The organism is Peribacillus aracenensis, from assembly GCF_025175645.1.
GTDB lineage: Bacteria > Bacillota > Bacilli > Bacillales > DSM-1321 > Peribacillus > Peribacillus aracenensis.
The window spans coordinates 14357-37318 of sequence record NZ_JANZMJ010000028.1 but is presented as its reverse complement, the minus strand read 5'-3'; the positions used below and the strand labels follow the sequence as shown (position 1 = coordinate 37318).

The window sequence follows — 22962 nt, the reverse complement described above, 5'->3', positions numbered from 1 at the left end:
TTCATTTAATATTTCCTACGACCCACCTACTTTAATAATCGCCATTTTTTCTTTCATTTAAGTTGCATAAAGAAAGAGCTGCCTTATAGACAGCTCTGATTTTAAGGTAACGCACCCGTATAGTAAAAGCATGTCACGGTTCAGTCTTCCCTCTTCTTCATGTTAGAAGTCTTCATTCCACGTGATGTAGGAGGCAGCGGCCTTTGATTATCGCCTTCTCTTTTCAGATTAGTATTGGAGCTTAAAAATACGGGTCTTTTTTTGAACGCCCACAATGGACTCCTGAAGAATGTATCTCCCAGTCCTTCCGGATTAAGCGGAGCAAATGGTGACATATAAGGAACTCCGAATGAACGCAGGCTGCATAAATGGACTAGGACGACAAAAAAGATTAAATTCATACCATAAAAACCCATTGCACCTGCGCAAATGATAAATACGAACCGCAGCAAGCGAGCCGCAGTTGCCATGGTATAGGATGGGGTCGCAAAACTTGCGATGGCCGTGATCGATACCATGATGACCATTGCCGGTGAAACGATTCCAGCCTGAACTGCCGCCTGCCCAATCACCAGAGCACCAACAATGGACATAGTCGCCCCAATGGCTTTGGGCATCCTTAGGCTTGCTTCTCGTAAGAGTTCAAATGTTATTTCCATGATGAGTGCTTCGATAACTGCCGGAAAAGGAACGGAATCCCGTTGTGCTGCAAGAATGACGAGCAGCTTTGTAGGAATCATTTCTTGATGATATGTTGTAGCTGCTACATAAACAGACGGGGCAACTAACGAAATAAAGAAAATAATAATACGTAAAACACGTATAGATGAGGCTATATCAAAGCGAGCATAGTAGTCCTCGACAGATTGAAAGAACTGAATAAATAACGCAGGCGCCACCAAGACAAAAGGCGTTCCGTTAACAAAAATGGCTACCCTTCCTTCAAGGAGATTGCCAGCGACCTTATCAGGTCTTTCTGTATGATCAAGGGTAGGGAATGGGGTCAAAACCTGATCTTCTATCAATTGTTCAATATATCCTGATTCAAGAATACTATCGATATTTATTCCTTTTAAGCGGTCTTTGATCTCTTCGACGATTCCTTTTTTTGCTATCCCATTTATATACATAATGGAAACATCCGTTTTTGTCACAGTGCCTATTTTCATCGACTCTATCCATAAATCTGGACTTTTAATAATGCGGCGTACCAGGGCTATGTTTGTTGCATTCGATTCAGTGAACCCTTCTCTTGACCCACGGACCACCGAATTTGTGCTTGGTTCCTGAATAGAACGCCTATCCCCCCCTTTTGTACTGGCAACCAGGGCTATGCTTATGCCATCAACAAAAATGACGCTATCCCCTGATAATAATGACAAAAATAATTTTTCCCAGTCCGTGACGGTTTCTACACCGCCGAGTGAAACCACGTCTTTAGAGATCACTTCCAGCACTTCATGTGGAAGTAACTTTTCTTTTAGATGAGGATTTTTCATGATGGATTCAATTAAAAAATCGGTAACACTTAGATTGTCTATCAGACCCTGTACATACAAAATAGTCACCTTGATCTCAGGATTTTGACTAGTTTTCAACGTTCGTACAATGATATCCGGGCTGCTTCCTGTTTTCTGCTTCACGATATCCAGATTGGCTGTTATAGAGCTCTCAATATTTTGGGGAGGTTTCATTATAGATTGATCTTTTCCTTTTTCGTCTACCTTTTGCTTCTTGCGTTTCTTCATTTGTCCTTTTTGTTTAAAAAAAGAAACCATAGCACCGGTCCTCTTTCAATCCTTTTTCTTTATATTCTGTCCCAAAAAAATTATTTTTATGGATAACATCGTTTAGATTTACTATTAAGGTTTTCATTATGGAACTATCCTGCCCCGATAGTTCCATAATAAAAAGGCCGTCTTAAAGACAGCTCCGATCTTCAGCTAAAGCACCTGATAGTTCAATAAAGGCTAATAAATTTTTTCTAAATTTTTAATGAGTCTGATAATCCAATACAATACTATCCACGGAAGTATAAACTTTGTAGCCCATTCAATAACAATAGGAATTAAATATGATGAGTTTATATTGAATAACGGAAGTATTAGCCAAAGTACCAATAAAACTATGATACCAATAATTAGATTTTTCATTTAGATAGCCCCCTTATAATCTCATATTACCATAATAACCCATTATTCTTCTTCAACTAACCTGCCCCGTTAGTGCCATAAGAAAAAGCTGTCTAAAAGACAGCTCCAATCTTCAGCTAACGCACCCGTTTGTTCAATAAAATTTATAATTGAGTTCCTTTATCGTTATCAAACAATCTTGAATTCCTAGAGTTTAAATTTTGTAATATTTCGATTTGAAATTTATCGGCTAATTTAAACGTAAATTTATAAATGAAGTATCCAAGAATAACACCTAATACATTACAAATTACGTCATCAATATCAACTGTTCTTCCCCAACCACCTGCTATTAGTTCAGTAAATTGTATAGATTCTATACTAATTGATATAACAAATCCGAATAGTACAATATTTTTAAAATCCTTAAATTTATTCCATATTATCGGTGATAATACACCCAAAGGCATCAATAATAATATATTTCCACCCACATTTCTAATAATTAGTTTAATCATAAACACGGTATCACCGTCATATGCAATACCTATTTTTTTAATATCATTTATAATTCCAACAAGTGGAATTAGGTTTAAGCCAAACTTAATATTTTGCATATTAAAATCAATCCATAAAGCTAATGGAAACAGTGTAACGGAAACAACCATAAGTACGTATAAAACAAAAAGAAAATTAATAACTTCCCTTAACCAATATACTTGTTTTCCTTTTTTTAATTTAAACCCTATTAAAATACCTCTTCCAGCCAAATAACATATAACTCCAATTCCAATAAGCAAACTACCATTAATTAAATACACTCCATCGACCCTTCCTTCCAGTTCAAACAAAACCTTATTTTACCATAAAATATGACTTTGTTGGAATTTAATTCTGCTCATTCAATTATCACCAATAAAACCAAGACTTTATTGCGTTTCTTTATGGAACTATCCTGCCCCGTTATTTTAAGTGCATGTTTTCACAATCTTTATAATTTTTAACATATATATCAAAAAACCATCTATGAAAACCTAATGAGGTTATGTGATTTTAATCAAACATTATTACAGAGCACACCAGTGAATTTGAAAAGTGGGCTTCAGCTAAATGACTAGGATTGGGAGAGTGTCGAGGGTACCCATTTAATCCTTGGAGGAATATGAATAGGAAAAAAGTAAACAGGCCACTTAATGGTATTTATCACCATTAGTGACCTGCTTTTACACGATGTTGGCTGCACCCCTATGGCTATGGGGCAGCGTCAGGAAAATGCGGATTTACAACGTTAAGCTGTTCTAGGAAGTGGATATCGTTGTTGTGACAAGTTATACGGGACACTAGTAAGCCTTGTTTCATGTAATATGGATACAAGGGGTTCTATCTTAACCTTATAAATTGTCAAAATCCTGACGTTACCCCTACATAAAGTTTCGTGAAAATAGATTTAAAATGACCTAAGATACTTGACTGCCGTCTCAGCATATATCTCGGCAGATTCTACTAAGTTCTCCACTGAAACCCGCTCATCGTACCCATGGATAGTGTTATCCAGGCCAGGACCGTAAAGGACAGTATCAATGCCATGGCGCCGGAAGTGACTGGCATCACTTGAACTAAGCAAAAGTACGCTGAAGACGGGTTCCTCCATTCCGAGGACACGCTGGATTCCCAGTTCTATGGCCCTCACAATTGGACGATTCTCTAAGGTCCAGTTCGGGTTAATAAAGGGTACCATTGGCTCTACAACCGCACCTGGCGCTACAGCACTAACAAGATTCCTAGCGACATCAAGTACAAACTCGGGCTTCATACCGAATGGAACCCGGGTATCCACTTTAATGATACACTTGTCTGCGACGACGTTCACATTTGTTCCGCCCTGGATTACACCTGGATTGTAAGAGGGGCGATAAAGTAGCTGTGACAGTAGGGGATTTTCTGGACTCTGAGATAGGAGCCACTCAGTATTGTACAAAAGTTGACAAGGCTCTGCCGGAGGTGTTGCCTTGAGCTCCCATAGCTTGGTTAGTGCTTCGACCGCGGCTGCCCCTCTTCGTACGGCGGAGATTCCATAAAGCGGTTGTAGGCTTCCATGATCTGCCTGACCTGGTATGATCACCTGCATCCATGCCTTGCCCTTTTCACCGGCATTGGGATGGTAGGGATCCGACGGTTCACCGATCAGACAAGCATCCCCCTTAATCAATCCTTGATCCAGGAGCGAGGCCACCTCAATGCCGCCAGTCTCTTCATCCGGAGAAGCAATAACTCCCAGACTTCCTTTTAAATTAAGTGTGGGGGCGAACTCCTGAAGTAGTCCAGCCACAAAAACCAGTGATGCCAAGCCTCCTTTCATATCGGAGGCTCCCCTGCCCAAAAGCATACCTGCTCTGACTTCTCCTGAGAAAGGATCGAAGGTCCAATGTGAATAATCGCCTGCCGGTACGACATCTGTATGTCCACAAAATAGGAGCCGTGGACCAGGTGCCCTGGTTAAGGGAGCATCACAGACGACGGTGACCAGCGAATTTTCGCTACGGCGGTGCTCGGTAATCAAGAAACCTTTTGCTGCCAGGTATCGGCTAATATGGCGTCCCATTTCTGCTGACCGCTTCTTAAACTCGGGCGATGGATTTTCAGATGGAATTCGAATGAATGAAGCAGCAAGTTCGACTAATTCCTGTTGCCTTGACCTTATCAGCTGCCTGATTAATCTGGTACTCATATAAATACATCCCCTCCATGTCCGGCATTAGCCGCAGTATTTCTATACTATTCTATGTGCCGTTCCTAGATCATATTTCTGGGGGAAAAAGATGAGGAAACATTGTCGCGTTCAATGCTATAGTTACACTTAACACTCCCTAACTACTTTCATTATTTGTGGTGAATCGCCATTTTTTCGATACATGGCAAAAATGATCAATCCAAAGATATATAGGGGTAACGTCTTGAAAATGTGCTTAACGTTGTAAATCACCTAATCCATAGACTAATTAATTATCGCTCTCCTCTTTTTTCATTCTTAAAATTCATGGTAGTTCTATCAGACTTATTGTTGAGTGGACAAGTGAAGGAGGAAATAGGCTGGGGAAGATCATTAGAAAAGATAGAAAAACGCCCCAAAAAAGGCGTTCAATTTAATCATTTTTATTTATTTTACCGTCGTTCCCCTTGTCAATACCAGTGGCGTTATTAACTACTTGCGGAAACAAGTTTAACCCCTGATCCAAAGCATTCATTGAATCGGCTTTTTGGCCGAGATTTTTTGATTTTTCTTGTTTTTTCATTTTGTCGCCTCCTAAAATTAGGATTCGTAGTAAATCAAAAAATATTCCAAAGTAATTTTTAAATGATTAAATAGGATAATGAATTAATACTGAACACTTTACTATCTTATTTCCATTGTTCCTGTAAATATGAGGTTTATCTGCATCAAAAATCATAGTGTCCTCGCAATCGACTTCATAAAGCTTTTCATTAACTTCAACTTCTAAAGTCCCCTCATTTACAAAAATGTATTCTTCAACACCTGCATTATGCGGTTCTGATTTATGCTCACATCCTGGTTCTAGGGTTATTAAAAAGACTTCAAACTGGTTTTCTGGATTAAATGATACAAGTGGATACACACGATATTGTCCATTATTTTCAATAACTGGCACTACTTCATTCTTTTTTATTAAAGTAACAGATGGTCTATCTTGACTAATTAGTGAAGAGAATGATAATCGTAACCCATTAGCTATTTTCCAAAGAGTTGTTACAGTTGGATTCGACTCGCCTCTTTCGATTTGTCCTAACATAGTTTTGCTAACACCTGTTAATTCAGATGTTTTTTCTAAACTTAAATTTCTTTCTTGCCGGACACTTTTTATATTTTTGCTGATACTTTTATTAATTTGATCCATATATGAACCTCCAATAAAATATATATACGTTATATTGCACAAACGTACGTTATAATATACTATATAAACTATATAGCGTTCAAATATACACTATATAGTCCAAAATATATGAAAAAGGGGAAATTGTCTATGGAAAACCGTTCTATACTTTCAGGTGTTCATCAAGTTATTGGTAACACTCCCATGGTTCACCTATCTAGAATTACAGAAGGTCTTGATGGAAATATTTTTGCTAAACTTGAATATTTAAATCCTGGTTTTAGCAAAAAAGATAGAATTGGTTTACAGATAATTGAAGAGGCTGAAAAGGCAGGATTACTCAAGCCTAATCAAACTGTTGTGGAACTGACAAGTGGCAATACTGGTACAGGACTGGCTATTGTATGTGGAGTGAAAGGTTATAAATTTGTAGCTGTAATGTCTAAGGGAAATTCCTTAGAAAGAGCAAGAATGATGGAAGCACTGGGAGCAGAGGTTGTATTAGTAGACCAAGTCCCTGGTTCACCGGTAGGGCAAGTATCTGGAAAGGATCTCGCCAAAGTTGAAGAGGTCGCAGAACAAATAACAAAAGAAAGAAACGCATTCCGTGCAGACCAATTTAATCATATTGGAAATATACATGCTCACGAATATCACACAGGGGAAGAAATGTGGAGACAAACAAATGGAGAAATAGATGTTTTTCTAGATTTTGCAGGTTCTGGTGGTACTTTTACCGGATGTGCAAAAACTTTAAAAAAGTATAAACCCGACATTCGTTGCTACTTAGTTGAACCAGATTCTGCTCCCTTTTACTCTGGTAAACCTGTAATGAATCCAAATCATAAGATTCAAGGCGGTGGATATTTAATGAACTTGCCTCTTTTGGATAAAAATTTAGTTACAAACTATATTCATATTACAGATGAAGAGGCTACACAAGTTGCAAGAGATTTAGCAAAAAAAGAAGGGATATTTGCAGGATTTTCTTCAGGAGCGAATGTTGCTGCTGCATTAAAACTATTGAAGCAGGAAGAAAAAGGAGCAAATATCGTATTAACTATAAATGATTCTGGTCTTAAATATCTAAGCACAGATCTATATAAATAAATAATTTGCTTACCCTTCGTTCTAATTTCTCCGAATAACATAAGAAAGTATCGATTTGATTTTTTGATACTTTCTTATTTAATCAAAATAATCACTACCTCTTCATAAAAAAAAATCCTTTTATACTCAAATTTATCATTTTAGCTTATTCAATTACATAGCCAAATTGTTGAACATAGATCAAACAGCACTCTTGAACTATCCTGCCCCGAAAGTTCCATAATAAAAAGCTGCCTTAAAGACAGCTCTGATCTTCAGCTAATGCATCCGCTAGTTTAATTACAACCCTTCACAATATCGGCTCAATTAATAAAAAATATCATTTTATTATTTCACTCAGGTTTCTCCCCGAATTTTTTGCCGAAATTCTCCATCATATCAAGTATTGGGATAAATTCACGCCCTTTAGTTGTTAATGAATATTCAACACGTGGAGGTACCTCAGGAAAAACTTCTCGATTAATTAATCCATCTGTTTCTAATTCTCTCAACTGTTTTGTAAGAGAACCTTGTGAAATGTCCCATAAAAAAGCTTTAATTTCGCTATAACGACGTTCTTTTGTTTTTAAAAACCAAAGAATAAGATACTTCCAGCGCCCTGAAAGCATATTTTGGGTATACGCAATACCATAAACGTCTCTTTGCTCCTTAATAAACTCTTTTTCAAATCCATCCTTGCATATTCTAGCCATACTTACATCCCTTTTCTTCCATAAAGTACAAAAAAGTGTACTATATCATTTTTTATTGCCTACTTCAAAAGTAAGAGTAATGAGTTCATTATATTATTTATAACCAAGATCAATTACCTTAATGCTTACAAAAAAGGAATGTAGCCAATTTCGTGTTGAGGCTAGCTGATATTAAATCATAATCGAACAAAATTATATTTAGGAGGAACAATAATGAGATTTGGAATTATAGGTGCAGGACCAATAGGGACAATTATTTCTAAAAAATTAGTTAAGAATGGACATGATGTCAAAATTGCAGATGCTCGAGGAATTGAACGTTTAGAAGGAAAAGAGCTTGCTGGAACAACTGTGAGTGTAGAAGATGTAATAACAAATATTGATGTTCTTATAATATCTATCCCTTTTCATGTAATGCCAAGCATTCGCAACATTGTAGATAAATCTGGAGAGGAAGTAATCGTTGTAGACACTTCAAATTATTATCCTTTTAGAGACAATAAAATTGAAGAAATTGAGAACGGGATGGTTGAAAGTGCTTGGGTTTCAAATCAATTAGGTAGACCTATCATTAAAGCTTTCAACAATCAATTAGCTTATACTTTAGAAAATAAGGAAACCCCCGAAGGTACTAGTGGACGCATTGCCATGGCGATTGCTGGTAATAACCTATCACAAAAACAAATAATCATGAACGTAGTAAACGAGCTAGGCTTCGACGCAGTAGATAGTGGTTCTTTAAATGATTCATGGAGACAACAGCCAGGAACTCCTGCATACTGCACAGAACTAACAAAAGAGGAACTAACGGAAGGGTTAAAAAAGGCAAATAAAGAAAAAGCCCCATTCCTACGGGATACGGCGATGGAGAAGTTTTCAGCTAGATTTTCACATAAAGATATTGTGAATCTAAACAGAGAAACATATAATTCATAATTTAGGAAACCCATATTGATCATTGCTCTAGTATTTAATTTTAAATTGAATAGAAGACATAGGAAATTTGGAACCAAAAATAGTGATCAAAATAACCTTGATCACTATTTTGGCATTTTAAATCTTTTACAGTAAACTCTGTTCATCCACCTTGGATGTAACACTTTAAAAGTATTTAGTCGTTGTTAACAATTTTCATCGCCGTAAAAAAACTGTATTGTTGTTACACTAAACTGTCCTTTTAGTTCATCAAAAAAATCAACAACATCCTTTAACAGAGCCAATAATTATAAAATTACATCATTATCACCGGAATTGTTTTTACCACTGTGTGGTTATACATCAAATCACCAGCATTAACATCACAATTTGTGTCTTATGCGACGTAAAGGACATGTTCGCCTTATGCAACTAACCTGCCCCTTTAGTTCATTAAGCAAAAAGGCCACCAAATGGCAGCCCCGGTTCTCAACTAACGCACCCGATAGTTCAACAACATACTCTTTCGTAAAAGAAAAATGAATCGGGCGACTTTTTGGGGTTCGATTTCCCAAAAGGGTGCCCTAAAGCTTCTGTCCCACTAGCTTTATTCAGCCCTAACTACGCTTTCGAAATTACTTTTGTGGGATCCGTCGCAAAAAGGTTTATTATCGGAAAGTCCACATCTGCATAGGGAAAAGGCTTCTTTTGTTTCAATTTTATTCCCTTCACCATCGACTAGCTCTACATTCCCTGATACACGTAATGAACCATTATCATTAACTTTAATAGTAGCTATAATAAATCACCTCTTTTTTAAAACATTTTTACCATGGGGGAATAACTTTAAACGATAAATAAGTTCTACTTCCTCAATATTATTTGATTGACATCATGAAATTACCAAAAGAAGAAGTGTTATACCAATAAAAACACACCACATTTTATCGCCCTCCCCCTATCGCACCCGTTAGTTCTATAAGAAAAGCGAAACTTATTCCAGAATCGCGCCCGATTGTTGAATAATATTTAGTGAGTTTACAAAGTTACAGAAATTCACATATTAAAAATCTCAGCTCCTCAGTATTAAAATAGAAAAATCCGGATTTTGCGTTACTCCATTAAAGCATCCTTGAACCAAACGCTATTGTCACTTAATATAAGCCATTACGATTCACAGTACATCTTTTGCTACCCTTTACAATTCTGATTTGCTGCCGCATCTAGAATGTACTTCTGTTAATTCAAGACAAGAGGAAACTCGTTTCAATACCACAAAAACAAAAATGGATCTGCTAAAAAAACAGATCCATTTTTATCTATTATTCAAAAATATCTAAATCAGATAATATATTTTTTAAATTTATAGAATCCCATGGTAAAAATTCGGCAATCGTTAATCCCACAACATCATTTTCTTCAAAAATGCCTTTTAATATATTCAGTAATTCTTTAGGAGTCATCTTTCCTGATTCTGAGGGAAACTCTGTCACACCAGGCTCAGAGAAATATAAAGATCTAAATAAATTTGGGTCTAATACATCTAAATCAAGATGAACAGCTATTTTTGTAAAACCATTCTCTTTAATCCACTTTTGTATTTCTTCAAATTTTAAAATCCTTTTATCTTGAACAGTATAATTTAGATTTAAATCCTCTAATAATTTTACTTCTAAATCATTCGGCTCTTGCATTCCAACATATAAAAATGAATTTGAATTAAAAGGAACTTCAACACTTATAGATAACTCTGGATCTCCTGCTCCTAATAAATTCCCCAAAACCATAGCATGTTCATGATGATATTCTTTTGGAGTTGAAACATCAGGATGAGAATCTATCCAAACGATTCCGAGTTCTTTGCCATATTTACCATGAAGATAATCAAAAGGGGCTTGAGATACTAAACAGCTCCCACCAAAAGTAATAATTTTATCAGGTAATTCTTCTTTCAATACTTCTGCTGCCATACTCACATTTCGTTTAACACTAGATTGAGCAACCACCCCATTTTCTTTTTCTAATTCTTCATTTTTCGGTTCCTCAATATCTAATTTTATCTCTTTTTGGTTAGCATTATTAGGAGCTAACCATGACAGTAATTCTGCACCAAAATAATATTCTCGCTTATTCCCCCCTTGCCAATCAGGGGCTATTAACCTTATTGTTTTACTCATAATAAACACCAAACCTCCATTTATAATAACTCTAAAAATATAATTCAGTTTCAAATGATACTATCCTGTACAAGATATCCTATGGATGTATAATAAAGTCTATAGTTACTATACAGTCAAGACTATTTGAAAATGAAAGTGTTTTTTATAATATTTTTTAAATACAGGAGTAAATTATAATGACATATTTATCAATAGGCGACATGTCAAAGTTAAATAATGTATCAATTCAAACTCTTCGTTATTATGATAAAATCGGCCTTTTTAAACCAGAATACATTAATCCCGATAATCATTATCGTTATTATAGTGTTAGACAAATTTTTTATTTAGATATTATCAAATACTTGAAACACATCGGTACGCCACTTGAGGAAATTCGCCAAATGATCGCACTGCCTCCTGAATCAATGTATGAGTTCCTAGAAAAGCAGGAATTGACTATAGAAGAACAAATCAAAAAACTAGAAAATATTCAACATTTGCTAAATCACTACAAAAGCCAGCTTCACGAGCAAATACTTCTAAACAATCAGGAACTCGGTGTCGTCTATACCCGTAAAATAGATGAGCGCAACGTATTAAAAGTAGATTGCCAAAACGTAGTGACTCCACTAGATCAACCCGATATATATTTCAGAGAACTTGCGGATGCACTTGAGAAAGAAGGGACAGTTGTTGATCTTCAATATGGCTGTATATATCCGTTAAAGCATTACGAATCAACAGAAAAAATTCATTACAGCAGTCTTTATACTCATATTACTAAAACCGATCTAAATCCCTCAGGTGTTTATGTCGATTCCATCCCAAAAGGGACATATATGTGTATCGCCTTTAAGTGGTCTAAAGCCGATTATTATGGTCACTTCAGCAAACTAAAAAAAGCCTACTATACGTCAGGCTTCCCAATGAAAAATAATGTGAACGAAGTTTCACTGCCGAATAATTATGCTACTTCAAATGATGAAGACTTTATAACCGAGCTCCAAATACACATTGATTGATCAACGCAGAAACAGCGTACACATTAAAAAAGTGGGGTTTTGGCCTAATTGTTGAATAAAGATCAAACAGCACTATACAACTAACCTGCCCCGTTAGTTCTTTATGACATTATGTTAAGAATTGAAGCCATTTGTGTTCTGGTTCGTGCAATTGTATAGCATAATGAAGCCATTTTTTCCTCTGATTATCTAGTTTGTCTATTATCGCCATAAAGTCTTGATGGTCTTTTTCTCTTGTGTTTTTCACTTTATATAAAAGTACAATTTCTGGATTTAGATAAGGAATGCCTGTATTAGAATAACTCCAAACTGACTTAAGTGGATGGGAAATCCTTAAATCCCTTCTGAATTTCCAATCATTCTCCTTTGTTTCATTTAGAAGAACTTCTAATTTATCTCCATTTGACTTATTCAAAGCGTGTATTTCGTGAATAGGTAACTCTAAAAACTCATTTTCCCAAGAATAGAATTTACCTTTAATAACCTTTTTAAAATCCCATTCTTTAAGATATTCCTTCAGATATAATTGGTCTTCTCGAAATAGTGCAATCTCTATATCTTGATGTTCTCTTGTTTCTCTGCCGATAAAAAGATCAATTGCCCAACCACCTGCAAAGAACCACGTTTTATTAAACCCTGACATTAAAGAAGTAATGCTATGACATTGCTCAAATGGCATATGAATCCCCCAAACTAAAAAACTTATATCCTTATCTATTCTTTTTCTATTTTGGAAAACCTCTTTACTGAATCCTTATGGAACTAACCTGCCCCGTTAGTTCCATAAGAAAAAGGCTGCCGCAGCAACCCCTGATATTTCAACCTATTATTAAATGTGAATATTTTTAAAAAAGTTTCTCTCCATCTCCAAAATCACATTTCCTTATTCAACTAATCTACCTCTTTAGTACATTAGAAAAAGGCTGCGTCAGCAACCTTCCTTATTGAAGTAAAAGTTGTTATGAACCATTGTCCTGGAAAGAAAAGCTGCCATAAAGACAGCTCCATACTTGTAGACTAACTTGATAGTAATTGATTTTGTCTATATTTTTTTGAGGGTTCGTACATTCAAACGTTGCCTCCAGGCACTCGCCTTCGTCGCTCTTTGCGTCTGCGGGTTCACGCTTGGACGCGCTTTTTCCGCAGGAGTGTCGTACACCTGCTCCAATCAACTTTCTTATACTCTGGATACACCTTTTGTCTAAAAACTCTTCTTAAAGGCAGCTCTGATCTTTGCTAAAGCACCTGATGTCTTAACAAGGTGCTATCCCTTATTTGAATACTTCGTCTATTTCATTTCTGTCATAATCTAATATCCAGTCGTTAAATTTATCATAAACATCTCTTATCGTTTCGGGTGAAGTCGCCAATAAATCACAACCCCTGTCATCATACACGTGAAATATAGTTTTCCTGTTGATGTTTATAAAATAGACCCTATTAAATATACTTGGCTTTATTCCCATATCTTGATTACAGATTGCTTTTAGCATAGGAATGTATTTGAAGTCAGACGTTCTGCACTTTAACGTAAATCTATGTGTTTTATATGTTCCTTCTTCATCATCGTCATGAAGGGTTGTCTTTTGGTTTAACCGGTATAAGATCGACTTCTCCTTAATATACCGTGAAAAAGTGTTTGATTTATGTTTAAAACCATCGGCATAATCGTTTACGTCAACTACGATATAAATATCATCGTTATAAGAATGCAAGGACTTGAATAAAGTGATAGCCCTTTTATATACGCCTTGTAGATATGGGCTATTTTCATAAGCAAATTCACTATCATAGTCCACACCTAATTCAAAACGGATGCCCGTTTTCCAACTATAAAACAACGGCGGTCTAAGTTCTAAGTTCGGGAAATTCCCATTCATAAAATCGTTTAAAAGCATTTTTGCACCTCATTAAGTTCCTTCATTATACCTTCCTTGTTAACATGTCCCTCTGGTTGCATAAAAAGAAGAGTTGCCTAAGCAACTCCCATATGAAAGTAAGGCTATATTACAAATTTTACCCTAACCAACAAAAATGTGCCTACTTTTCATTTTATATTATATGAAGTATCATTGGTTTTACAAGAGAAGACTAAATATTCGTTCTTTTCAAAATAAGTGATGAGACATTTCCCAAAAAAAATAAATAGGAGTGACTAAAGTGAAGGCGCAAATTATTCAATCTTTTGGTGAACCCTCCGTATTTCAATGTAAAGAGATTTCAAAACCTGAACTAAAACCTGGACATGTACTTATTCAAGTCAAGGCTACAAGTGTAAATCCCATTGATACGAAAGTCCGTGCTGGTGCAGTTCCAGCCGTTGCCCCCGAGTTTCCGGCAGTATTACATGGAGATGTTGCAGGTTTGGTAGCTGCAGTAGGTGAAGGAGTAACCGAGTTTAAAATTGGCGATGAAGTGTTTGGATGTGCGGGAGGTTTTAGAGGGACTGGCGGTGCACTTGCAGAGTTTATGCTTGCAGATGTCGATTTACTTGCTCACAAACCGAAAAATTTGACGATGGAAGAAGCCGCTGCTTTACCATTGGTTGCCATTACTGCATGGGAAGCATTATTCAATCGGGCAAATCTTGTCCCTGGACAGGATATACTGATCCATGCAGCGACCGGCGGAGTAGGACACATTGCCATCCAACTGGCGAAATGGGGAGGGGCGACAGTCTATACAACCGCCTCTTCGCAGGAGAAGCTGGAGATCGGCACGCGTCTTGGTGCAGATGTAACGATTAATTATCGAGAAGAAAGCGTTCACGACTATGTACAGAAATATACAGACGGAAAAGGATTTGACGTTGTGTTTGACACGGTAGGAGGAGAAAACCTTGATCGCTCCTTTGAGGCGGCCGCAGTACATGGAACGGTAGCAGCCATCGCTGCCCGTTCGACCCATGACCTCTCCTCCGTGCATGCAAAGGGACTTTCTCTGCATGTTACCTTTATGTTGTTAAAGATATTAAACAAGGACATGCATAAGCATTATCGGGAAATTTTGAAGAAGGTTGCCCGGTTGGTTGAGGAAGAGCAGCTGCGTCCGCTTGTGGATCCAAACATTTTTACGTTTGATGAGGTTTCAAAAGCCCATGAGTACATGGAGTCCGGCAAGGCGATAGGAAAAATAGTTTTGAAAAATAATTGGTAATATCAAAACAATTGAAATGCCTCAACAACTTTATGTTCATTTAAAAATAGACGGTACAGATAGAAATTCTATAAAATTCTCAAAGTACCGTCTGCTTTTTATTTTTAATTATTTTCGGTTCTTCATTCCAAATTAAAATACTATATACCTCAAAAAAATTCATTTTCTGCCCCGGTACGTAAAAATAACAACCGTTGATCAAATGAAACCTATTACAGACACTTTTTCTATCTGTATACCATTGCCCCATTACGAAACTTTATCAGTTACTTGTCCAGCTATATCAATAATTACGCTGGATTCTTGTTTAGTTTTCGCGACTATTAGTCCAATCAAAAAGCCCACTAATCCTGTGCTAATCCATCCAACTCCATACTCGAATAATGGAATGAATCCAAATGTATGGTTAATTGCATTTGTTAAGATATGCGCTTCTTTTAAAGCATCAAGCAGAGCGACCAATCCGACTCCCGCTACAGTGCTCACATATACGGACCGATAACCTTTAAATAGATTATTGGCAAATATTAAAGCAATCAAAGCAATGGCCAATGGATAAAGCAGCAGCAATATTGGAGAAGCAAGTGTCAATACAGTATTCAATCCAAAGTTTGTAATGATTGTTCCTATGATAGAAAAAACTATAATCCATTTTTTATAGCTAATAGACGGAACAATTCGTTCAAAGTATTCAGAAACGGCTGCCAGGCATGCAACATTTGTTGTAATTCCTGTGAGGAAAATAATTGTTCCTATGATATAAATTCCATAATTCCCAAACAGAGCAATAGCACTCGCAGCTAAAACTTCTCCCCCGTTTTCTTTTAACCCAATTGCATCTACACTGGAAGCACCCATCCAAGCCATTGAAACCTGTAAAGCAACTAACCCAATAATAGTTATGATCCCTGCTTTGATAAATAGCTTGGAAACTTCTTTTTCAGATTTTATTCCTAACGAACCAATTGACTTAATGAAAATGCCGCCAAATATAAAAGCAGCTAGTACATCCATTGTATAGTAGCCTTGCGTAAACCCTTTTAAGAAAACGCCATCTATGTATTCCTCTCCAGGAGCCCCTATTTTGCCCATCGGTGTTATAAATGATTTTATAATCAATACTGCCAGCAATATTGAAAAGATGGGGGTAATAATTTTACCCAGGTTATCTACCAATTTCTTTGCATCCCAGGAGAGCAGAACCGTCAATAGAATAAATAACACTGAAAATACAAGCAGATACAGCCTTTCATTTGCTACACTTTGAATTAAGGGATTTAAACCGATTTCATAAACAACGGAAGTTGTTCTGGGAATAACATAAATAGGTCCCAACGTTAGAAAAAGTAACATTGAAAAGAATGTTGCAAAGCGTGGGTGGACCCTTCCTGCAAGTTTTTCTACCGTACCACCTCCACGAGTCAGAGCAATGATAGCTAGTAAAACCAGTCCAACGCCTGTTATCAAAAAACCTCCCATGGCAAGCCAGGTGTTTGTTCCCGCCTGTTGACCTAACATCGGGGCAAATATAACGTTCCCCGCTCCTAAAAACATGGCAAAGAGCATTAACCCAATAGACAGCACTTGTGAAAAGGACACTTTCTTATCCATTGTTATTCCCCCTTAATACTTATTAAAGCTGCGGGAACGGCTGAAAGAGCCCTTCCTAAAATATCCTGTAATAAATGGCTGCATATTTCTTTATACTTTCGTTGGTTTCTTCTTGCTTAATCTTCCTAATAGAAAGGCACCCGCTCCGATCCCGATTAGGGTTTTCGTTTTTTTGTTGAATGTCTGTTTAGCTACTAAGTTAAGGTTTTGGGGACGCTCCGCCAAACGGCGCATAAAGTATCCATACCAGTCCACTCCAAACGGAACATAAGTACAAAAATTGTATCCTTCCTTGGCTAAACTCAACTGCATATCCTTTCTGAATCCGTAAAGCATTTGGAATTCATATTTCTCTGTTGGTATGTTATTCTTTTTCGCGAACTTTTTCACATGATTAATGATTTGGTGATCATGTGTAGCAATGGATGTAAATTTACCATGCAGGAGATGATACTCGATTAACTCAATGAAATTTTGATCAATATCTTTTTTGTCTTGATATGCGACATTTTCAGACTCTTTATAAGCGCCTTTTACGATTCTTAACCGGTAATTTTTATATTTTGTAATCATATCTTTCGCATCATGAAAATAAGCCTGAATAACCGTTCCAATATTATCATAGTCTTTGGAAAGTTCATCAATTAAATCAAATGATGACTGAAGATGACCATGATCTTCCATATCAAAATTGATGAATACATTATATTTGTACGCGTTTTCAACAATTTCCGATAGATTTTCAAGGCAGAAACTATAATCAATATCCTGGCCCAGCTGAGTAGGCTTTAAGGAAATATGGGCATCTAATTGATGCTCATAAATAGCTTCAATAACGGCAAGAATCTTGGTTTTCGCCTGCAAGGCTTCTTCCTTTTCAAATACAAACTCACCAAGGTTATCGATTGTTGCAGAAATTCCGTTTGCATTCAATTCTTTAACACTCTTCACCATTTCTTCAATATTCGTTCCTGCTACGACAGACTGGGCACCAAGTTTAAGCCCCCATCGTTTTGCACCGCTATTAAGCATCTTATTTTGAGAAAGCATAATAAAAAAATCTTTTGTTATTGTCAAAGTAGTGACCTCCATCATTTTGAACTGGACTTTTTACCCATTCAATTATATTTAGCGTTAATCCCAGAATTTCACTTAATAAAATTTACTTCAATTTTTCAAACCGGTTGCTAACATCCTTTATAAAAGGCAGCATAAAAGCTGCCTTCTTTCTTAAATTGTTTCACTAATCGTTTTTGCCTGCATGTGTAAAATAAGATAGTCAGGGCCTCCTGCCTTGGAATCTGTTCCTGACATGTTAAAACCGCCAAATGGCTGGTAGCCAACAATGGCTCCTGTGCAGCCGCGGTTAAAATAAAGATTTCCTACATGAAATTCTTCTTTTGCCCGTTCAATATGATCAGGATTATTTGAGAGTAACGCTCCAGTTAGCCCATAATCCGTATTGTTCGCTATTTCCATCATGTGATCAAAATCGCGGGCTTTACAGAAAGCCAAAACAGGGCCAAAAATTTCTTCCTGCATAATGCGTGCTTTTTCATCCACATCAGCAAAAATAGTTGGCTGGATAAAGTAGCCTTTAGAGTCGTCCCCTTCACCGCCGGTTATCAACTTGCCTTCTTCTTTTCCAATTTCAATATATTTTGTAATCTTGTTAAAAGAAGCTTGATCAATAACTGGCCCCATGTAGTTATTCATGTTTTCTGGATTACCGATTGATAAAGTCTTTGTTAAAGCAGCTGCTTTTTCTAAAACTTCGTCATAGACATCTTGATGTACAACCGCGCGTGAACCAGCCGAACATTTTTGCCCCGAGAATCCAAATGCTGAGTACACGACCGAGGATGCCGCTAAATCTAAATCAGCATCTTTATCTACTACAACAGTATCTTTTCCACCCATTTCAGCAATCACACGCTTCAACCAGATTTGGCCTGGCTGTACTTTTGCGGCACGTTCATAAATACGGCAGCCAACCTCACGTGAACCAGTGAAAGATACAAAGCGGGTTTTAGGATGATCAACAAGGTAATCACCTACTTCTGCACCACTTCCTGGAATGTAATTGATTACTCCTTCAGGAAGGCCAGCTTCTTGTAATAGTTCTACAAATTTAGCTGCTATTACAGGTGTATTATTCGATGGCTTTAAAAGAATGGTATTCCCTGCTACGATTGCCGCTGCCGCAGTTCCAGCCATAATCGCCAATGGAAAGTTAAATGGGGAAATAATGATCCCTACACCAAGTGGAATATAATTAAAAGTATTTGCTTCTCCTTCTCTGCTTTCTACAGGAGCCCCCCCTTTTAGTTGCATCATTTGGCGTCCATAAAAAATCAGAAAATCAATCGCTTCTGCCGTGTCTGCATCCGCTTCTTTCCATGGCTTTCCGGCCTCCTTCACTAGGTAAGCAGAAAATTCATGTTTTCGTTCACGGAGAATCTTTGCTGCACTAAATAAAATATTCGCCCGTACTTCAGGGTCTTCTTTTTTCCAAGTATCGAAAGCAACTAGCGCGGCTTGCATCGCCTTTTCAGCCAACTCTTTATTTGCTTTGGAAACACTTCCAATTACTTCTTCCTTATTCGCTGGGTTAATCGAAATGATTTGTTCATCTGTTGTAATCGACTCGCCCCCGATAATTAAGGGGTAGCCTTTACCCCTCTCTGATTGAACAACTTTTAATGCTTGATTAAATCCATTTTTATTTTCTTCAATCGTAAAATCGGTGAATGGCTCGTGCTTATATTTTTCTTGTAATGTAGCATTCATAGTCATGTAGTTTTCTCCTTTATAGAAAATAAGTTCGTAAACAGGCTTATAAATAATGTGGAAACCTCATCAATCTTGATTAAGTGCAGCAAGCCATATAGGTATACTTCACTGTCACCAGCTTCCTGTGCCTTAAGCATTTTCCAATACAAACTGTTGATTTAAAGTAAAGCCTTGTTGATACGGATCGGTTTCTTCTAAAGCAAATCGATGTAATCCGGTAACCCAGGCTGAACCTGTAATTTCAGGAATGATAGCATCGAAACCTGATACTGTCGTTTTCCCAACTACCTTACCTATAAATCTGGAATCGATAATACTTTCTTGAATAATACTTTCACCAATTTGAAGATCCAGGGCTGCTAATTTGGCTGAAGTACCTGTGCCGCATGGGGAACGGTCAATTTGTCCATTCCCAAAAACAACAACATTGCGATAATGATTCTTCTCCTTTTTTAAGCTGAACTCTATAAGATCCACCGTGCAAATATTTGGGTTTTGCGGATGCTCAAAATAAAATTGCTCATTAAGCATTTGTTTTATTCTCATACCAAGTTTAGATAAGACAAGGGTTTCGCTTGTTTCTAATTTCAAATTAAATTGTGACGCGTCCACAATAGCAAATATGCTGCCGCCGAATACAATATCTAATTTGATGGTTCCATAGCCTTCAATAACAATATTCACATTTTTTTCAAGAACAAAAGATGGCACATTCCGGAACGACACTTCACTAACTTTCTGATCTTTATATTTAGCTGTACATTCCACCTTGCCTGACGGTGTATCAAGAAAAAACAATTCCTTTTGAGGTAACAAGCCAAACTGTATACCTGCAGTAATAGTGCCGATTGTGCCATGACCGCACATATTAAGATAATCACCGCTGTCCATGAATATTAAGCCTGCATCACAACCTTCTTGAGAAGGTTCACAAAGAATAGCCCCAAACATATCCTGATGACCGCGTGGCTCGTTCATTAATAAATTTCTTAGCCAAGGTATTTCTTTTTTAAGATTATTTTTCTTTTCTAACATTGTATCTCCTGAAATTTTTGGAACCCCACTTACAATAATTCTTGTTGGCTGACCCATTGTGTGGGTATCGATTGTTTCAATAAATTTAGAAAAATTGATCATCACTACACCTTCTCTTTTTTCACAAAAATTTGCATTCTACTAGACATAATGCAATTTGCATGCCAAAAACCTTTTTCCAGCATAACTTCGATCAGAAAAACAAAATTAACAATAAGTCATTCTCTTTTATATAACGTGTATGTTCCTTATTCTGAACTGATGGAGCTGGGTTAAAGGGAGGGTACAATAGCAAGATTAATACGTAATAATAAAAAAAAAAATCAAACTCTACATATAAATATTGAATAGACTTCATTTTTAAAATATTATAAAAAGTGTAAATATTATTTACATAATGTAAACCTGTAAACTTACACAAAAGAGCCGTAAAAGGAGGCAGATCAAAATAGCGGATTTTAGCAGAGATACTATCCTTTTTTATTTAGAAGCTATTTTAAAAACCAGTAAAGATGCAGTCACAGCTGTTGATAAAACGGGGCGGGTCGTTTACTGGAATGAAGCAGCAGAAAATACTTATCAAATTAAATCAAATGAAATAATAGGGAAAAACATAGAGAACTATTTTCAAATGAAGGACATTAAATTGTACGAAATCTTAAAGAGTAAACAGCCGATATTTGATGTTTATCATCAACCTCGTCCTGATAAGCATATTTCAATCAGTTCTTCTCCTGTTTTTGACCATGGCGGCAACCTGATTGGCGCCATATCGGTAGATCGTGATATAACAGCTACCGTAAAACTAAATGATAAGCTTTCCGTTACAACCTCGAAGCTACAAGATTTAAAACAGCAAATCATTAATCAGGCTAAAAACTTACCGTTCTCCAGCATAAAAGGCAGCAGCAAAATTATTAATCAGATAAAGGCATCCGCTATTAAAGTAGCAGCAACTGACGCAACAGTGCTGATATTAGGAGAAAGCGGTGTAGGGAAGGAACTTTTTGCACAGGCCATTCATGAGTCAAGTTCTAGAAAAAAAAGGCCATTTGTTCCTATTAATTGTGGTGCGATCCCTTCCCCCTTGTTTGAAAGCGAATTCTTCGGCTATGAAAAAGGTTCGTTTACAGGAGCTGAACAGGGTGGCAAGGCAGGAAAACTAGAAGAAGCAAATGGTGGTACACTATTTTTAGATGAACTAGGCACAATGCCTTTAGATATCCAGGTTAAATTCTTGAGAACTCTTCAAGAAGGAGAAATATATAGAGTAGGTGGCACAAAAGCAATCAAAGTAGACATAAGGGTAATAGCAGCTACAAACAGCATGCTGGAGGAGATGGTGGAAAAAGGGGAATTCAGAGAAGACTTATATTATCGTCTGAATGTGGTTCCCCTTCATATCCCCTCACTTCGAGAGAGATTAGAAGATGTTCCAGAGCTGGTACATTTATTTATAGAGGAGTTCTCTATTAAATATCAAAAAGAAATACAATTTCAATCGAATGATATGATGGAGTTATTTTCCTCATACCACTGGCCTGGTAACATAAGAGAATTAAGAAATTTTGTAGAGAGACTTGTGGTCATGACTGATGACGCTGTATTGCAAGCCAGTGACATATTGAATATTCTTCCGCAAAAGGCGAAAAAAATAGCGTTTGAACATGCTACTATCACATTTCAAGATGAGATAAGCTTAATAGAAAAAGAACGAATAAAAAGTGCATTAGAAAAAACGCACGGTAATAAGACATTGGCAGCTAAGGAATTAGGCTTTTCAAGAGTCACTCTTTACAAAAAGATAAATAAGTATGGACTTTAATATTAATTTCGAACTTTTCTTTTCACCTTTAAAAACAAAGGCTCTTTTCGTAAAGATTGTTGTTTTTAAAATGAAACGATTTAAGGTTGATTGGAGCGAAAGTGCGAGACTCCTGCGGGAGCAGCGGGACAGGTGAGACCCCACAGGTATTTACGCCGGGGAGGCTCACCGCCCGCCCCGCGGAAAGCGAGCATCTGGAGGGGAAATCAGCCACACCTCACTACTTGGTAAATAGCAACAAAGTATGCGAAAACAGCCAAAACAAAAAACTCATTTTGCCTGGAAACCATATTACCACTTGCTGAAGCAGCGAATACTGCCTATCGTTCTCCAAAAGATAATGGAAAAGCAAAATAAAGTTGAAGGATAAAAATAATTTGTAATAAAAGGGCATCCCTTTGGGTGCCCTTTATCATGCAATCAAAAAAAAGAACAATGATATTTATAGTATTCAAATATTTCCTTTTGAAGTAAACTGCCCCGTTAGTTTAAGTACATTTCTTCACAATCTTAATAGTGACACGAACATAAATATTCAATAAAAAAATCATCTCACCTCTAAGAAATCTATAGAGGTGAGATGATTTTAATCAATCTTTTTTATAAAACTGCTCGT

19 protein-coding genes are annotated in these 22962 nt (G+C 36.8%); 5 read left to right on the top strand and 14 right to left on the bottom strand.

The annotated features are described in order from the left end of the window. Nucleotides 1-140 precede the first annotated feature (140 nt). The 5 genes from N0M92_RS21995 to N0M92_RS21975 form a co-directional block, all read right to left on the bottom strand. Nucleotides 141-1778, bottom strand: coding sequence for a spore germination protein (locus N0M92_RS21995; protein ID WP_260287834.1), 1638 nt, complete (start codon nucleotides 1776-1778; stop codon nucleotides 141-143). Nucleotides 1779-2296: 518 nt separating this feature from the next. Continuing rightward, nucleotides 2297-2953 carry a VanZ family protein gene (locus tag N0M92_RS21990; RefSeq protein ID WP_260287833.1) on the bottom strand — a complete coding sequence of 219 codons (657 nt, stop codon included), beginning with the start codon at nucleotides 2951-2953 and terminating at the stop codon, nucleotides 2297-2299. A gap of 626 nt (nucleotides 2954-3579) precedes the next feature. Further along, complete coding sequence (locus N0M92_RS21985; protein ID WP_260287832.1) at nucleotides 3580-4860, bottom strand: M20 family metallopeptidase; 1281 nt, start codon at nucleotides 4858-4860, stop codon at nucleotides 3580-3582. Between the two features lie 415 nt (nucleotides 4861-5275). Continuing rightward, on the bottom strand, nucleotides 5276-5425 hold the full coding sequence (locus N0M92_RS21980) for a hypothetical protein (RefSeq protein ID WP_192206567.1): 150 nt from the start codon (nucleotides 5423-5425) through the stop codon (nucleotides 5276-5278). Nucleotides 5426-5491: 66 nt separating this feature from the next. After that, nucleotides 5492-6046, bottom strand: a complete 555-nt coding sequence (locus N0M92_RS21975) for a helix-turn-helix domain-containing protein (RefSeq protein WP_260287831.1) — start codon at nucleotides 6044-6046, stop codon at nucleotides 5492-5494. A 129-nt stretch (nucleotides 6047-6175) separates the two neighbouring features. On the opposite strand from N0M92_RS21975, the gene N0M92_RS21970 reads away from it, so the two are divergent. Then, nucleotides 6176-7135, top strand: coding sequence for a PLP-dependent cysteine synthase family protein (locus tag N0M92_RS21970; protein ID WP_260287830.1), 960 nt, complete (start codon nucleotides 6176-6178; stop codon nucleotides 7133-7135). 332 nt (nucleotides 7136-7467) lie between these two features. Here the strand turns inward: N0M92_RS21970 and N0M92_RS21965 are convergent, their stop codons facing one another. Further along, nucleotides 7468-7827 (bottom strand): winged helix-turn-helix transcriptional regulator, encoded by a 360-nt coding sequence (locus N0M92_RS21965; RefSeq protein WP_260287829.1) that lies wholly within the window; start codon nucleotides 7825-7827, stop codon nucleotides 7468-7470. A 213-nt stretch (nucleotides 7828-8040) separates the two neighbouring features. On the opposite strand from N0M92_RS21965, the gene N0M92_RS21960 reads away from it, so the two are divergent. Beyond that, nucleotides 8041-8763, top strand: coding sequence for an NADPH-dependent F420 reductase (locus tag N0M92_RS21960; RefSeq protein ID WP_260287828.1), 723 nt, complete (start codon nucleotides 8041-8043; stop codon nucleotides 8761-8763). Nucleotides 8764-9349: 586 nt separating this feature from the next. On the opposite strand, the gene N0M92_RS21955 is transcribed toward N0M92_RS21960, so the two are convergent. Next, complete coding sequence (locus tag N0M92_RS21955) at nucleotides 9350-9544, bottom strand: CDGSH iron-sulfur domain-containing protein (RefSeq protein ID WP_081109037.1); 195 nt, start codon at nucleotides 9542-9544, stop codon at nucleotides 9350-9352. A gap of 520 nt (nucleotides 9545-10064) precedes the next feature. Continuing rightward, complete coding sequence (locus N0M92_RS21950; RefSeq protein WP_260287827.1) at nucleotides 10065-10919, bottom strand: arginase family protein; 855 nt, start codon at nucleotides 10917-10919, stop codon at nucleotides 10065-10067. Between the two features lie 179 nt (nucleotides 10920-11098). On the opposite strand from N0M92_RS21950, the gene N0M92_RS21945 reads away from it, so the two are divergent. Continuing rightward, nucleotides 11099-11926 (top strand): MerR family transcriptional regulator, encoded by an 828-nt coding sequence (locus N0M92_RS21945; protein ID WP_260287826.1) that lies wholly within the window; start codon nucleotides 11099-11101, stop codon nucleotides 11924-11926. A 109-nt stretch (nucleotides 11927-12035) separates the two neighbouring features. On the opposite strand, the gene N0M92_RS21940 is transcribed toward N0M92_RS21945, so the two are convergent. Together N0M92_RS21940 and N0M92_RS21935 are read right to left on the bottom strand one after the other, a co-directional pair. Further along, entirely contained in the window at nucleotides 12036-12605 is a 570-nt protein-coding gene (locus N0M92_RS21940; RefSeq protein ID WP_260287825.1) for a nucleotidyltransferase domain-containing protein, read from the bottom strand. A gap of 592 nt (nucleotides 12606-13197) precedes the next feature. Further along, nucleotides 13198-13824, bottom strand: coding sequence for a DUF3885 domain-containing protein (locus N0M92_RS21935; RefSeq protein WP_260287824.1), 627 nt, complete (start codon nucleotides 13822-13824; stop codon nucleotides 13198-13200). Between the two features lie 262 nt (nucleotides 13825-14086). On the opposite strand from N0M92_RS21935, the gene N0M92_RS21930 reads away from it, so the two are divergent. After that, the gene (locus N0M92_RS21930) at nucleotides 14087-15082 is read left to right on the top strand and encodes a zinc-dependent alcohol dehydrogenase family protein (RefSeq protein ID WP_260287823.1); all 996 of its coding nucleotides are present in this window, start codon (nucleotides 14087-14089) and stop codon (nucleotides 15080-15082) included. A gap of 249 nt (nucleotides 15083-15331) precedes the next feature. Here N0M92_RS21930 and brnQ read toward each other — a convergent pair whose 3' ends face one another. The 4 genes from brnQ to N0M92_RS21910 form a co-directional block, all read right to left on the bottom strand. Further along, entirely contained in the window at nucleotides 15332-16693 is a 1362-nt protein-coding gene (brnQ, locus tag N0M92_RS21925; RefSeq protein WP_260287822.1) for a branched-chain amino acid transport system II carrier protein, read from the bottom strand. Nucleotides 16694-16783: 90 nt separating this feature from the next. After that, a complete protein-coding gene (locus N0M92_RS21920; protein ID WP_260287887.1) occupies nucleotides 16784-17743 on the bottom strand; it encodes a proline dehydrogenase family protein in 960 nt (319 codons plus the stop codon). A gap of 180 nt (nucleotides 17744-17923) precedes the next feature. Beyond that, nucleotides 17924-19483 carry an L-glutamate gamma-semialdehyde dehydrogenase gene (pruA, locus tag N0M92_RS21915; protein ID WP_260287886.1) on the bottom strand — a complete coding sequence of 520 codons (1560 nt, stop codon included), beginning with the start codon at nucleotides 19481-19483 and terminating at the stop codon, nucleotides 17924-17926. 132 nt (nucleotides 19484-19615) lie between these two features. Further along, on the bottom strand, nucleotides 19616-20623 hold the full coding sequence (locus N0M92_RS21910; RefSeq protein ID WP_260287820.1) for a proline racemase family protein: 1008 nt from the start codon (nucleotides 20621-20623) through the stop codon (nucleotides 19616-19618). A 346-nt stretch (nucleotides 20624-20969) separates the two neighbouring features. Between N0M92_RS21910 and N0M92_RS21905 the strand changes: the two genes are divergently transcribed. After that, nucleotides 20970-22346, top strand: a complete 1377-nt coding sequence (locus N0M92_RS21905) for a sigma-54 interaction domain-containing protein (protein ID WP_397443909.1) — start codon at nucleotides 20970-20972, stop codon at nucleotides 22344-22346. Nucleotides 22347-22962: the final 616 nt, after the last annotated feature.